This window comes from Aurantimonas manganoxydans SI85-9A1 (assembly GCF_000153465.1).
GTDB classification, from domain to species: domain Bacteria; phylum Pseudomonadota; class Alphaproteobacteria; order Rhizobiales; family Rhizobiaceae; genus Aurantimonas; species Aurantimonas manganoxydans.
Genome location: NZ_CH672387.1, coordinates 2,831,527 through 2,844,160, shown reverse-complemented (window position 1 = coordinate 2,844,160; position 12,634 = coordinate 2,831,527). Strand labels below are relative to the sequence as shown.

Below are 12,634 nucleotides of genomic sequence, written 5' to 3'. Positions count from 1 at the left end.
GGTCCAGCGGACGGCGTTGTGGCAATCAGTTGCGGGAATCCTCGACGATCATCCGGGCGGCCTTTTCGGCTATCATGATCGTCGGCGAGTTGGTGTTGCCGGAGGTGATGGTCGGCATCACCGAGGCGTCGGCGACGCGCAGTCCTTCGATGCCGCGCACCCGCAGCCGTTCGTCGACCACCGCGTCGGTATCGCCGTCCGGGCCCATCTTCGCCGTCCCGACCGGATGGAAGATGGTCGTGCCGAGGTCGCCTGCCGCGACCAGCATGTCATCGTCCGACACCACATGGGCACCCGGCTTGTATTCTTCCGGCTTGTAAGGCGCGAGCGGCGACTGGGCGACAATCCGGCGGGCCCATTTCAGGCTGTCCACCGCGACCTGTCGGTCGTCGTCCGTGGAGAGATAGTTGGGCGAGATGTCCGGCGTGTCCTCGACCAGAGAGCCGGTCAGATGAACGCTGCCGCGGCTCGTGGGGCGCAGATTGCAGACACTGGCGGTGAAGGCCGAGAACGGGTGCAGGCCCTTGCCCCAGTCGTCGAGCGAAAGCGGCTGGAAGTGGAATTCCAGATCGGCGGTCGCCCGGTCCGGTCGCGACTTGACGAAGGCCCCGACCTGGCTGGGCGCCATGGTCATCGGCCCGCGGCGGCGCAGCGCGTAGTCGGCGCCCATCATCGCCCGGCGGAAGAGGTTCTTGTATTCGCTGTTCAGCGTCTTGATGCCGTCGACCTTGTAGATCGGCCGGATCTGCAGATGGTCCTGCAGGTTCTCGCCGACGCCCCGCAGATGCCGGACCGGGGCGATGCCGTGCGGACGCAGGCGGTCGGTGTCGCCGATGCCGGACCGCTCGAGGATCAGCGGCGTGCCGACCGCGCCGGCCGACAGCACGATCTCGCCGGCCGCCTTCGCCTCGAAGGTCTGGCCGTCGCGGCGATACTGCAGCGAGGCGGCGCGCCCGTCCTTGACGGTGACCCGGTCGATCATCACGCCGGTCACGACCTTCAGGTTCGGCCGGTGCAGGACCGGCTTCAGGAAGCCGCGTGCCGCGCTCCAGCGCCGCCCGCCCTTCTGGTTGACCTGGAAATAGGCCGAGCCCTCGTTGTCGCCGGTGTTGAAGTCGTCGATCTTGGGCACGCCCGCAGCATGTGCCGCGTCCCGGACCCGGTCGAGGATCTCCCAGCGGATGCGCGGATGCTCGACGCGCCATTCGCCGCCCGCGCCGTGATACTCGCTCGGACCGTCGGCATGGTCCTCGATCGCCTTGAACAGCGGCAGGACGTCGTCCCAGCCCCAGCCCTGGAGGCCGAGCTGGCGCCAATGGTCGTAGTCCGCCGCCTGGCCGCGCATGTAGATCATGGCGTTGATCGCGGACGATCCGCCGAGGGTCTTGCCGCGCGGATAGGAGAGGGCCCGCCCGTTCAGCCCGGCCTGGGCCGACGTCTTGAACATCCAGTCCGAGCGCGGATTGCCGATGGCGAAGAGATAGCCGACCGGGATGTGGAACCAGATCCAGTTGTCCTTGCCGCCCCCCTCCAGAAGCAGCACGCGATTGCGCGGATTGGCGGAGAGCCGGTTGGCGAGGACGCATCCGGCCGAACCGGCCCCGGCGACGATATAGTCGAATTCTTCCATGCCTTCGCTCTAGCCGAAACTTTCGGCTTGGGGAATGTCGGCCGGTGCCGTCGATCGCGTGCAGCCGTTACGGAAGTCGCGCCCCCGCCATCGCGTGAAGCCTTGGCCAGCCCGGCGGCATTTGCCTGCTTCTTAAGCACTCATAGAGGGTTTTCGCATTCACTGACGTCACCGGAAATAGGCCTTAAACGCCATGGCGAAGCTTGTCAGTCTGTTCATCTCCCGTCGCCAGCAGACGATCATCGCGATCGTTTTGGGGAGCATGATCTTCCTGTTTCTGACCGTGTCGGCCGGGCTGTTCGCGCTGTACGAGGCGCGTCAGTCGATGCGGGCCGAGAGCCGCGTGGCGCTGGCGCCCTACGCCCAGATCCGCCGTAACCTCGACTCGACCTTTGCCGAGCTGGAAAAGCAGGTCACGGCCGAGCCCTGCAGCGCTGAATTCCGGGAACAGCTCCGCCGCGTGGCCTTCCTTCCGGACGGCTTCCACGAGTTCCTCTACGTTGTTGATGGCGCGGCGCTTTGCTCGGCCAGCATCGGGGTGTTCGAGACACCCCTGGAGTTCGGCGAGCCGGACATCCGGGTCGGGGCAGAGACCGTCGTCTGGATGCAGCGCGACCTGTCCTTCTCGGGATTCGAAGGTCTTTTCGGGAGCATCGTCCAGGAAGGCGACTTCGCCATTGTCGTGCGCCAGGACGAAGTGCCGCACGCGGTCTCGCAATGGATGGAGTTCGAGACCGTTGCAACTGCTTCGAGCGGTCGTCGATGGCACCTCGATGGCGTCGAGGGTGTCTTCGATGCCAACCGCCAGGCCGCCATCGACGGCACCGCGCCGCTGTCCGGCACCGTTCGCAGCATCGATTGCGGCGACGACGGAATGATTTGCGTGGCCACCCAGGCCTCGCTGACCTCCCTGCTCGCACGCGGAGCGCCCTAAGCCGTCGTGGCGCTGCTGTTCGCCGCGTTGCTAGCCGCTGTCCTCGCCATCCAGGCGCGCGCGCTGATCGTCCGGCGCTGGGCCTTCGATGCACGCTTTCGCCGCTATCTCGACGCAGAGACCGTGGTGTGCGCCTACCAGCCGATCATGGAGCTCGCGACCGGCCGCATCGCCGGCTGCGAGGTGCTGGCGCGCTGGCGCGACATCGACGACACCATCGTCTATCCGGACCGCTTCATTCCGCTGGTCGAGCGCTACGGCCTGACCCGGCAGTTCACCCGGATGGTGGTCGAGAAGGCGCACCGCGAACTCTCCGTCGCGATGCCGGCGGGGTCGTTGCTGAAGGTCACGTTCAACGTCTTCCCCCGCGATCTCGACAGTGCCCTGCTCTGCGACATCTTCGGGCCGTTCCTCGCCCAGCCCGAGCGCTTCCGGGTGATCATCGAACTCGTCGAAAGCGACGCCATCGACGTTGAGGCGGCACAGCTCGAGATCGGGAAATTGCGCGACACCGGCATCCGCACCTATATCGACGATTTCGGCAGCGGCTACTCGAACATCCAGAACCTGGCGGCGCTGTCGGTGGACGGCGTCAAGCTGGATCGGGCCTTCGCCATGGCACCGGCCGACAGCATGATGTCCCGGATGCTGTATCATGCCGTGGAGATGATCCATTCGTCCGGTCGGATGATGGTGGTCGAGGGAATCGCGACGGCCGAGCGCCTCGAAGAACTGCGCGCCTTCCGCCCGGCGATCGACTTTGTGCAGGGCTACCACATCTCGCGACCCCTCGGGATCGAGCCTTTCGCGACCTTTCTTGCCGACGCAAACCGTCGGGATCAGCTTCTCGCCAACGCCGCATAGGGTTTCGGAAGATCGCCGGAACCGATCGCGCCGCCGGGCGGCAGCCTTTCCCATTGCCCTTTGAGGCCGGGTCGTCTATCCGATTCCCATGGACACGATGATCTCTGCAAAGACCTGGTGGTGGGCTCGCTGATAGCGGCCGGACCATCACGCATGTGATCAGTACCTCAAGGCCGCCTCGGATCATCCGGCGGCCTTTTTGCTATGTCGCCGGGGGTCCGGGCACGAGACCCGCAACGAGCTTGTCGCAAGACCCGGAGAAGATTCATGGTGACCGAACAGACCGAAGACGGACGGGAACGGTATGTGACCGCCGGAGGCATCGTCATCACCCGCAGCCGGCAGGCCGTGGCGTATGAAGGCGCGATCGAGCCCTATTTCGACTGGCTCGACACGCGCCGCGGGGCGGTCCTGTTCTCCAACTACGAATATCCCGGCCGCTACACGCGCCAGGACGTCGCCTTCGTCGATCCGCCGCTGGTCATCTCGTCGGACAGGCGCGACATGCGCATCGAGGCGCTGAACCCGCGCGGCCGTGTGCTGCTCGGCTTCATAGACGCGGCGCTGGCTGGCAATGACGACATCGCGGGTCGCACGCGTAGCGACGACATCATCGACCTGACCATCGTCGAGCCGACCGCGGCGGTGACCGAGGAAGAGCGTTCGCGCATGCCGAGCGTCTTTTCCGTGCTGCGGACCATCGTGTCGCTGTTCCGCTCCGAGGAGGGCCGCGAGCTCGGCCTCTACGGCGCCTTCGGCTATGATCTCGCCTATCAGTTCGAGCCGGTGCCGGAAGTGCTGGAGCGCGATGCCGAGCGCCGCGACCTGGTGCTGTACCTGCCCGACGAGTTGCTCGAGGTCGACCACTATTCGGCCTCGGCGTTCCGGACCCGCTACGACTTCGCCATGGACGGGGCCTCGACGGAAGGTCTGGAGGGGGGCGGGCCGGATGCGCCCTTCGCGCCCTCCGACCGGATCCCGCCGCGCGGCGACCACAAGCCGGGCGAATATGCCGACCTCGTGCGCTCCGCCAAGGAGAAGTTCATGCGCGGCGATCTCTTCGAGGTCGTGCCCGGGCAGGTCTTCTACGAGCGCGCCGAACACCGGCCGTCGGAAATCTCGCGCCGGCTCAAGGCGGTGAATCCGTCGCCCTATTCCTTCTTCGTCAATCTCGGATCAAACGAGTTCCTGATCGGCGCCTCGCCGGAGATGTTCGTGCGGGTCAACGGCCGCCGGGTCGAGACCTGCCCGATTTCCGGCACGATCAAGCGCGGCGACGACGCCATTGCCGATTCCGAGCAGATCCTGAAGCTCCTGAACTCCAAGAAGGACGAATCGGAGCTGACCATGTGTTCCGACGTCGACCGCAACGACAAGAGCCGGGTCTGCGATCCGGGCTCCGTGCGGGTGATCGGCCGGCGCCAGATCGAGATGTATTCGCGCCTGATCCACACGGTCGATCACATCGAGGGCCGGCTGCGTGACGGCATGGACGCCTTCGACGCCTTCCTCTCCCATGCCTGGGCCGTGACCGTGACCGGCGCGCCCAAGCTGTGGGCCATGCGCTTCATCGAGAACAACGAGAAGAGCCCGCGCGCCTGGTATGGCGGCGCCGTCGGCATGGTGCACTTCAACGGTGACATGAACACCGGCCTGACCCTGCGCACGATCCGCCTGAAGGACGGCATCGCGGAAGTGCGGGCCGGCGCGACGCTGCTCTACGATTCGAACCCCGAGGACGAAGAGGCCGAGACCGAACTGAAGGCCTCGGCGCTGATCGGCGCCATCCGCGAGGCGGGCGCGCCCGATCCGGCCGCCGCCAAGCGCGATTCCGCCAAGGTGGGGGAGGGGCTGCGCATTCTCCTCGTCGATCACGAGGATTCCTTCGTCCATACGCTGGCGAACTATTTCCGCCAGACCGGAGCCGAGGTCTCGACGGTCCGCACACCGGTGTCGGCGGAGATCTTCGAGCGGATTGCACCCGATCTGGTGGTGCTCTCGCCGGGCCCAGGCAATCCGTCCGACTTCGACTGCAAGGGCACCATTGCCCGGGCGCGCGAGCACGGCGCGGCGATCTTCGGCGTCTGCCTCGGTCTGCAGGCCCTGGCCGAAGCCTATGGCGGCACGCTGCGGACGCTGCACATGCCGGTGCACGGCAAGCCGTCGCGCATCCGCATTTCCGATCCGGGCATCATCTTCTCCGGCCTGCCGGCGGAGGTCACCGTCGGGCGCTACCACTCGATCTTCGCCGATCCCGTGCGCCTGCCCAAGGAGTTCAACGTGACCGCCGAGACCGAGGACGGCATCGTCATGGCCTTCGAGCACCGGACCGAGCCGGTCGCGGCCGTGCAGTTTCATCCGGAGAGCATCATGAGCCTGGGCGGCGATGCCGGCATGCGGATGATCGAGAACATCGTCGCGGGACTGCCGCGCCGGGCCCGCGAACAGGCGGCCTGACACGGTGAGCGGCGGCCCGGAGACGGCGGCGGGTGCCGGTGCCCCGCTGGTGAAGCGCATCGCCATGGCGTCTGTCGCCGTGGCGGTGATCGTGCTCGCGATCAAATACGCCGCTTACCGGATGACCGGGTCGGTCGCGCTGTTCTCCGACGCGCTGGAATCCATCGTCAACGTCGTCGCCGGCCTGATCGCGCTCTGGGCCGTCACGCTCAGCTATAAGCCGGCCGACAGCGATCACCCCTTCGGCCACACCAAGGCGGAATATCTGTCCGCAGTGATCGAGGGCGTGCTGATCGTTCTGGCGGCGCTGCTTATCCTGCGCGAGGCATGGCAGGCCTATCTGGTGCCGCGGGCGATGGAGGAGCCGCTGATCGGCATCGCCATCAATGCCGCGGCAACGACCATCAATGCCGTCTGGGCGACCTATCTGATCCGCCAGGGCGCCGCCCGGCGCTCGCCCGCGCTCGCGGCGGACGGGCGTCACATCATGGCGGATGTGGTGACCTCCGTCGGCGTCATCGGCGGATTGCTGATCGCCACCAGCACCGGCTGGACGATCCTCGATCCGCTGATGGCGGCCCTCGTCGCCCTGAACATCCTGCGCGAAGGGTATCTCGTCGTCATGAGCTCGCTGTCCGGGCTGATGGACCGTGCGATCGACCCGGAGGAGGAGGCCACCGTCCGCGACATCATCTCCTCGCATGCGGATGGAGCGCTCGAGGTTCACGATCTGAAGACCCGGCTGGCCGGCCGGGCGATCTTCATCGAGTTCCACATGGTCGTGCCGGAAACCATGACCGTCGGCATTGCCCATGAAATCTGCGATCGCATCGAGGATGCGCTGCAGGTGGCCTTCGATGGAGCCCGGGTGTCGATCCATGTCGAGCCTGAGGGCGAGGCCAAGCAGACGGGCGTGCCGGTTCTCTGACCCCGCCGCCTCGCCATGGCTCTGAGATCGGGGGCAGCCCCTTGAAATCAAACGACGATTGCTTGCCATTTCCCGCCGCAACGGCAATAGCTGGCGGCGGAGGGGACGCTGGAGTCGCGACGGGTTCGCGGCGCACTGCAACTGGACGGGGATCACCATGGGGGTCGACATCGGCGCGCCGCGCGGCAGGGCCAATCTTGCCGGCCTGAACGGCGTGCAGGCGTTTCTCGTCGCCATATCCTGGCGCGAAAGGCCGGTGCTTCGCTGGGTCTTCGCCATCATGGCGATCGGGCTCGCTTTCTGGGTCCGCTATGGGCTGGACGAGCAATTGCCGGCCGGCTTCCCGTATCTGTCGTTCTTTCCCGCCGTCATCATCACGACCTTCCTTGCCGGCACAGCACCGGGAGCGCTGGTTGGTATCCTCGGCGGGCTGTCCGCCTGGTACTTCTTCATTCCGCCCTTCGATTCCTTCCTGCTCACCGGCGGTTCGTTGCTGGCGCTGGTCTTCTACGTCTTCATCGTGACGGTCGACATCGTGCTGATCCACTGGATGCACGTCGCGCTCGACCGGCTGACCGTCGAGAAGGAGGCGACCGCCCGCTACGCCAACGAGCGCGATCTGCTGTTCCGCGAACTCCAGCATCGGGTCTCCAACAATCTCGCGGTGGTGTCGGCGCTCTTGAACACCCAGGCGCGCGTGTCCTCCTCCGCCGAGGTGACCGCCGCCCTGCAGCAGGCCTCTGCCCGCATCGGCCTCGTCTCCAAGATCCAGCGTCAGCTCCATGATCCGAGCCGCCAGAGCCTCGACATGGCGCCCTATCTGGCACAGCTCGGCCCCGACCTCCTGGCGGCATCGGGGGTGACCAAAGTCACCTATCTGACCGATGTCGCGCCCACCGAGGTGGATGCCGAGACGGCCGTGCCGCTGGCATTGATCGTGACCGAACTGATCTCCAACGCGATCGAGCATGGCTGCGCCGATGGCCGGCCGGGCACCATCCGGGTCTCGCTTCGCCGCGAGGAGATGGCAGGCAATGCGGGCGAGGGTTGGACCCAACGGCTGCAGGTCGCCGACGACGGACCGGGCTGGCCGGACGGCTTTTCCATCGCCGCATCCCGCAATCTCGGCATGCGCATCGTCGCCTCTCTGACCCAGCAGATTGGTGGGCGCTTCGAGACGTCGAACGACGGCGGCGCGGTGGCGACGCTCGCCTTCGAGGCCCGGCCGGCCTTCGCGGCGTCGCCGACGGACTGAGCGGGTACCCGCGACGGCTTCATTTTCGGCTTGCCATCGACGGATTTGCGGCTAATCTTCGCCGCATGAACGCGACGCCATCCATTTTCGGCATGATCGCGGCCCCGAGCCGGGCCGGCGACGCGGTGCGTCCGCTCTCGCTTCTACGCCTTCTCCTTCTTAGCTGCGGCCGTCGGACCCGTTGACCTGAAGGGGGCGTCCGGCGGTCGAGCCGGCACTGTGGTCCGACCCGGCCCGCGCGCTCAGCCCCTCTCGCTTTACAAGACGGTTCCAATTGCCGATGACCGGCCAGATGCGCGCGAAGCCGCCGCAGTCGTCATCCGCCCAGCGATCAAGGTGCGAAGACCATGTCCGTTACACCCGCCACCCGTCCGGCCGCAGACGTCCGGCAGGCGCCGCCCGAAACGGCCGAGCGCCGCGGCACGATGCCGTCGGCCTCCCGCAAGTACCATCCCTATGGCCAGGTCGATCTGCCCGACCGGACATGGCCGTCCAAGACCATCACCGAGCCGCCGATCTGGTGTTCGGTGGATCTGCGCGACGGCAACCAGGCGCTGGTCGATCCGATGGGACAGGACCGCAAGGCCCGGTTCTTCGCGCTCCTGAAGGCGATGAACTTCAAGGAGATCGAGATCGGTTTCCCGTCCGCCTCGCAGACCGATTTCGACTTCGTGCGCTGGTGCATCGAGGAGGGCGAGACACCCGAAGACGTGTCGCTGCAGGTGCTGGTGCAGTGCCGGCCGGAGCTGATCTCGCGCACCTTCGAGTCGCTGGAAGGGTCGCACCGGCCGATCGTGCATTTCTACAATTCCACCAGCGAATTGCAGCGCCGCGTGGTGTTCCAGAAGGATCGCGCGGGCATTCGCGAGATCGCAACCGACGCCGCCAAGATGGTCGTCGACATGGCGGCCAAGGCCGGCGGCGGCTATCGTTTCCAGTATTCGCCGGAAAGCTTCACCGGGACCGAGCTCGATTTCGCCGTCGAGATCTGCAACGCGGTCGCCGAGATCGTCCAGCCGACGCCGGACAACAAGCTGATCCTAAATCTGCCGGCGACGGTGGAAATGTCGACGCCGAACATCCATGCCGACCAGATGGAATGGATGTGCCGCAACCTTGACAATCGTGACAGCCTGATCGTCTCGCTGCATCCCCACAACGACCGTGGCACCGCGGTCGCGGCGACCGAGCTGGGCCTGATGGCCGGGGCGGACCGGGTCGAGGGCACGCTGTTCGGCAATGGCGAGCGCACCGGCAATGTCGATCTCGTCACCCTGGCGCTGAACATGTTCACGCAAGGGGTGGACCCGGGTCTCGACGTCTCGGACATCAACCACATCAAGGAAATCTTCGAGTACTGCAACCAGATGACGATCCACGAACGTCATCCCTATGTGGGCGAACTGGTCTACACGGCCTTCTCCGGATCGCACCAGGACGCGATCAACAAGGGCATGAAGGCCCGCAAGGTCGCCAACAAGGAATTGTGGGAAGTCCCGTATCTGCCGATCGATCCGAAGGATGTCGGTCGGTCCTACGAGGCGATCATCCGCATCAACTCGCAGTCGGGCAAGGGCGGCATCGCCTATGTGCTGCAGGCCGATTACGGTCTGAACCTGCCGCGCAACCTGCAGGTGGAGTTCCGCGAGGACATCCAGCACATCACCGACGAGGAAGGCCGCGAACTGCCGGTCAAGCGCATCTACGAGCGCTTCATCGAGCGTTACGTGGAGCAGCCGGACGGTCGCATCCGGTTCGTCGAGCACACCACCCGGCCGAGCGCGAACGTGAAGGGCGAGCGGATCATCGAGGCGACCATCCTCGACAATGGCGTGGAGACCACGATCGAGGGGATCGGAACCGGGCCGATCGACGGGTTCGTGAACGCGCTCTGCCGCCATCTGGGGCTGGACTTCTCGGTGTTCGACTATTCGGAACACTCCCTGGGGGCGGGCTCCGACGCGGGCGCCATCTGCTACATGGAAGTGCAGCATGAGGGCGGACGGCTGTTCGGCGTCGGCATGAACAAGAACATCGTGACCGCCTCGCTCGAGGCGCTGGTCGCCTCGGCGAACCGCCTCCTGGCAACGCGCTGATGAGCGACGCCGAAGCACCGCGCCTGTTTGCCATCGAACAGGGCGGCGAGACCGGCGGTACGGCGCGGCCCGTCGTGCTGCTGCACGGCTTCGACGGCCGGGCGGCCGTGTGGGGGGCGCTGCAACGGCGCCTCGCCACCCCGAAACGGCGGGTTCTCGCCTTCGACCTGCCGGGCCATGGCCGGTCGCGGGACTATCCCGGCTTCGGTCCGCCCAAGGTGGCGGCGCGGGCGGTGATCGCCGAGATGGAGGCGCGGGGCATCGCCTCCGCCCACCTCGTCGGCCACTCGATGGGCGGCGCCATCGCCTGCCTCGTCAGCCTGTTCGCACCGGACCGCGTGGCCTCGCTGACGCTGCTCGCCCCGGGCGGATTCGGCCCCAAGATCGGCAGCGACCTGATCGCAGCGGTGATGACGGCCGAGGGCGCCGAGGCAGTCCGCGCGTCGCTTGGCGCGATGGGCGCCCCGGACTGGCAGCCGGACAGCGAGACGGCCGCCGCGATCGCCGCCGCCCGCACGCCGGAGGATCGCGCCGCGGTCGCGCAGATGTTCGATCTCCTGTTCACGGCCAAGGATGGCGGCGGGGGAGGGACGCAGGGCGTTCTGCCGCTCGAGACCATCGCGGCGAGCGGCGTGCCGATCTCGCTCGTATGGGGCACAGAGGATCCGGTCACACCGTTTTCGCAGGGCGCCGAGGCGCCGCCTGGCTTCGCCCTGACCGCGCTGGCCGGGCACGGCCACATGCTGATGCTGGAGGCGGAAGACGCCTGCGAGAGCGCGATTCTGGCGTCGATCGAGCAGGTCGATGGCGCCTGAGCCGAAGCGTCACGCAGTTTCTTCCAATCGCGAATCCGAATATGATAAACCCCCGGTTAATGAATTGGATTCGAGGCTACGATCGATGGGCGAAGGCAAGGACAATGTCGCGACCCTGATGGGGACGAAGCGACTGGCCGATGCCGTGCGACAGGCCAAGATCGCTGCCGCGCAGCGCTCGGACGTCGTCGTCGATATCCGCGAGGCCGATCGCGCGCGGCTCGAAATCCTGCAGGAAGAGCTGCAGCCGCTGATCGACGAACTGCCGGCGGGCGAGGACATGTTCGACTTCACCCTGTCGGGCGGCGCCCATGCGCGGCTGTGGATCGACGGCACCGCTAACGTCGTCATGGCCCGCGACCGGCGCACCTATCGGCTTGTTCGTGAAACGCGCCTCGGCCGGGTCACACTGGTGGAATCCACCGAAGCCCGGATTATCGCCGATCGGGTGACGGACTACGTCGCCGAGCGGATCGTGGAGCGCGACAAGGCCTTCGCGGTCAACGACGAGCTGAATGAGCAGATCGCCAAGCCGGCGCATCCGGTTCGCCGCACCAACGAGGCGCCGCTGCGCCAGCCGGAGCCGCAGCGCTCCCGCTCGACCGACTTCGTCATCGCCGCCGTCTGGCTGATGATCGGCGTCGTCGTCGGCGCCGGCCTGTTGCTGGCGATCTCTTCCTATCTCGGCGTTTCCGTCGGCTGATCAGGCCGCCGGCCGCGAATCCTCGCGCGAGGTCGTGTTGACGGCGCGCCCGTCCGTCAGCAGTTCGCGCTGGCGCACCCAGCCGATGCCCGGACGCTCCTCGCGGGCGCCGCGCTCGCGCTGGATCAGCGACCATTTTCCCGGCTCGCCGTCGATCTCGAACAGATTGTAGCGCGAGGCCGGATGCGAGCTGCCGGGGGCTTGGCTCGCCGACGGCACGCCGACCACCGGCACCATGCCCTGCGGCCCCTTCAGCCAGTGCAGCGTATCGAGATGCGTGTGGCCGTGCAGCACGAGCTCGGCACCCATCTCGTGGATCACCTTCGAGAAGAACTGCTTGCCGATCAGCCGCTTGTGCCAGGCCGTCGAGCCGGAGATCGGCGGATGGTGGATCAGCACCACGCGAAACTGGCCGTGCGCGCCGGCGTGTTCTAGCTGCTTTGCCAGCGCCATCGCCTGGCGCCGGCGGAACGTGCCGGTGGCGAAGAACGGCGCCGTCGCTTCAGCAGTCGAGACGCCGAAGATCGCGACGGGACCGCGGACCCGCACATAGGGGAACGAGTTGCCGATGGCGTTCAGCGGATTGTCGCCGATCATGTACTCGTACCATTCCCGGTAGGACCGCTTCAGCGCGCCGGGCACATAGGCGTCGTGATTGCCCGGCACCACGGAGACGTCGTGCGGCTTGCCGAGCTCCTCGAGCCAGATGCGCGCCGCCATGGTCTCGACCTTGGTGGCCAGATTGACGAGGTCGCCGGTGACGGCGATGTGGTCCGGCGCTTCCTGCTGCAGGTCCTGGATGAGGTTGGCGAGCGTGTCGCCGAACATCACCCTGCGGCGATTGCGATGCCAGTTGACGTAACCGGTCACCCGCTTCGACGCGAGTTCGCGGATCGACAATTCAGGCAATGGACCGAGATGGATATCGGAGAGATGGGCAAGACGAAACATG

General features: G+C 66.5%; 10 protein-coding genes. 8 read left to right on the top strand and 2 right to left on the bottom strand.

Annotated features, from left to right (window positions below; translation table 11 throughout):
* Positions 1 to 25: 25 nt before the first annotated feature.
* On the bottom strand, positions 26 to 1,630 hold the full coding sequence (locus SI859A1_RS13430; protein WP_009210283.1) for a GMC family oxidoreductase: 1,605 nt from the start codon (positions 1,628 to 1,630) through the stop codon (positions 26 to 28).
* A 193-nt stretch (positions 1,631 to 1,823) separates the two neighbouring features.
* Between SI859A1_RS13430 and SI859A1_RS13425 the strand changes: the two genes are divergently transcribed.
* The 8 genes from SI859A1_RS13425 to SI859A1_RS13390 all read left to right on the top strand — a co-directional run bounded on the left by SI859A1_RS13425 (position 1,824) and on the right by SI859A1_RS13390 (position 11,682).
* Positions 1,824 to 2,564 (top strand): CSS-motif domain-containing protein, encoded by a 741-nt coding sequence (locus SI859A1_RS13425; protein ID WP_040325813.1) that lies wholly within the window; start codon positions 1,824 to 1,826, stop codon positions 2,562 to 2,564.
* A gap of 6 nt (positions 2,565 to 2,570) precedes the next feature.
* A complete protein-coding gene (locus SI859A1_RS13420) occupies positions 2,571 to 3,428 on the top strand; it encodes an EAL domain-containing protein (protein ID WP_009210281.1) in 858 nt (285 codons plus the stop codon).
* Positions 3,429 to 3,695: 267 nt separating this feature from the next.
* Positions 3,696 to 5,885, top strand: coding sequence for an anthranilate synthase (locus SI859A1_RS13415; RefSeq protein WP_009210280.1), 2,190 nt, complete (start codon positions 3,696 to 3,698; stop codon positions 5,883 to 5,885).
* A 64-nt stretch (positions 5,886 to 5,949) separates the two neighbouring features.
* Positions 5,950 to 6,813, top strand: a complete 864-nt coding sequence (locus tag SI859A1_RS13410; protein ID WP_081451479.1) for a cation diffusion facilitator family transporter — start codon at positions 5,950 to 5,952, stop codon at positions 6,811 to 6,813.
* Between the two features lie 157 nt (positions 6,814 to 6,970).
* On the top strand, positions 6,971 to 8,068 hold the full coding sequence (locus SI859A1_RS13405) for a sensor histidine kinase (protein WP_009210278.1): 1,098 nt from the start codon (positions 6,971 to 6,973) through the stop codon (positions 8,066 to 8,068).
* 425 nt (positions 8,069 to 8,493) lie between these two features.
* Positions 8,494 to 10,164: a 2-isopropylmalate synthase gene (gene leuA, locus SI859A1_RS13400; protein ID WP_040326559.1), complete on the top strand. Its 1,671-nt coding sequence runs from the start codon at positions 8,494 to 8,496 to the stop codon at positions 10,162 to 10,164.
* The gene (locus SI859A1_RS13395) at positions 10,164 to 10,979 is read left to right on the top strand and encodes an alpha/beta fold hydrolase (RefSeq protein ID WP_009210276.1); all 816 of its coding nucleotides are present in this window, start codon (positions 10,164 to 10,166) and stop codon (positions 10,977 to 10,979) included. Before leuA ends, SI859A1_RS13395 begins: the two co-directional genes overlap by 1 nt.
* Positions 10,980 to 11,064: 85 nt before the next feature.
* A complete protein-coding gene (locus SI859A1_RS13390; RefSeq protein WP_009210275.1) occupies positions 11,065 to 11,682 on the top strand; it encodes a hypothetical protein in 618 nt (205 codons plus the stop codon).
* Here SI859A1_RS13390 and SI859A1_RS13385 read toward each other — a convergent pair whose 3' ends face one another.
* The gene (locus SI859A1_RS13385) at positions 11,683 to 12,633 is read right to left on the bottom strand and encodes a metallophosphoesterase family protein (RefSeq protein ID WP_024350394.1); all 951 of its coding nucleotides are present in this window, start codon (positions 12,631 to 12,633) and stop codon (positions 11,683 to 11,685) included.
* Position 12,634: the final 1 nt, after the last annotated feature.

Excerpts from the sequence above, each read along its gene's own strand:
- SI859A1_RS13425 (WP_040325813.1), top strand. The coding sequence starts at position 1,824 with ATGGCGAAGCTTGTCAGTCTGTTCATCTCCCGTCGCCAGCAGACGATC.
- SI859A1_RS13430 (WP_009210283.1), bottom strand. The coding sequence starts at position 1,630 with ATGGAAGAATTCGACTATATCGTCGCCGGGGCCGGTTCGGCCGGATGC.
- SI859A1_RS13385 (WP_024350394.1), bottom strand. The coding sequence starts at position 12,633 with ATGTTTCGTCTTGCCCATCTCTCCGATATCCATCTCGGTCCATTGCCT.
- SI859A1_RS13395 (WP_009210276.1), top strand. The coding sequence starts at position 10,164 with ATGAGCGACGCCGAAGCACCGCGCCTGTTTGCCATCGAACAGGGCGGC.
- SI859A1_RS13405 (WP_009210278.1), top strand. The coding sequence starts at position 6,971 with ATGGGGGTCGACATCGGCGCGCCGCGCGGCAGGGCCAATCTTGCCGGC.
- SI859A1_RS13390 (WP_009210275.1), top strand. The coding sequence starts at position 11,065 with ATGGGCGAAGGCAAGGACAATGTCGCGACCCTGATGGGGACGAAGCGA.
- SI859A1_RS13410 (WP_081451479.1), top strand. The coding sequence starts at position 5,950 with ATGGCGTCTGTCGCCGTGGCGGTGATCGTGCTCGCGATCAAATACGCC.
- SI859A1_RS13415 (WP_009210280.1), top strand. The coding sequence starts at position 3,696 with ATGGTGACCGAACAGACCGAAGACGGACGGGAACGGTATGTGACCGCC.
- leuA (WP_040326559.1), top strand. The coding sequence starts at position 8,494 with ATGCCGTCGGCCTCCCGCAAGTACCATCCCTATGGCCAGGTCGATCTG.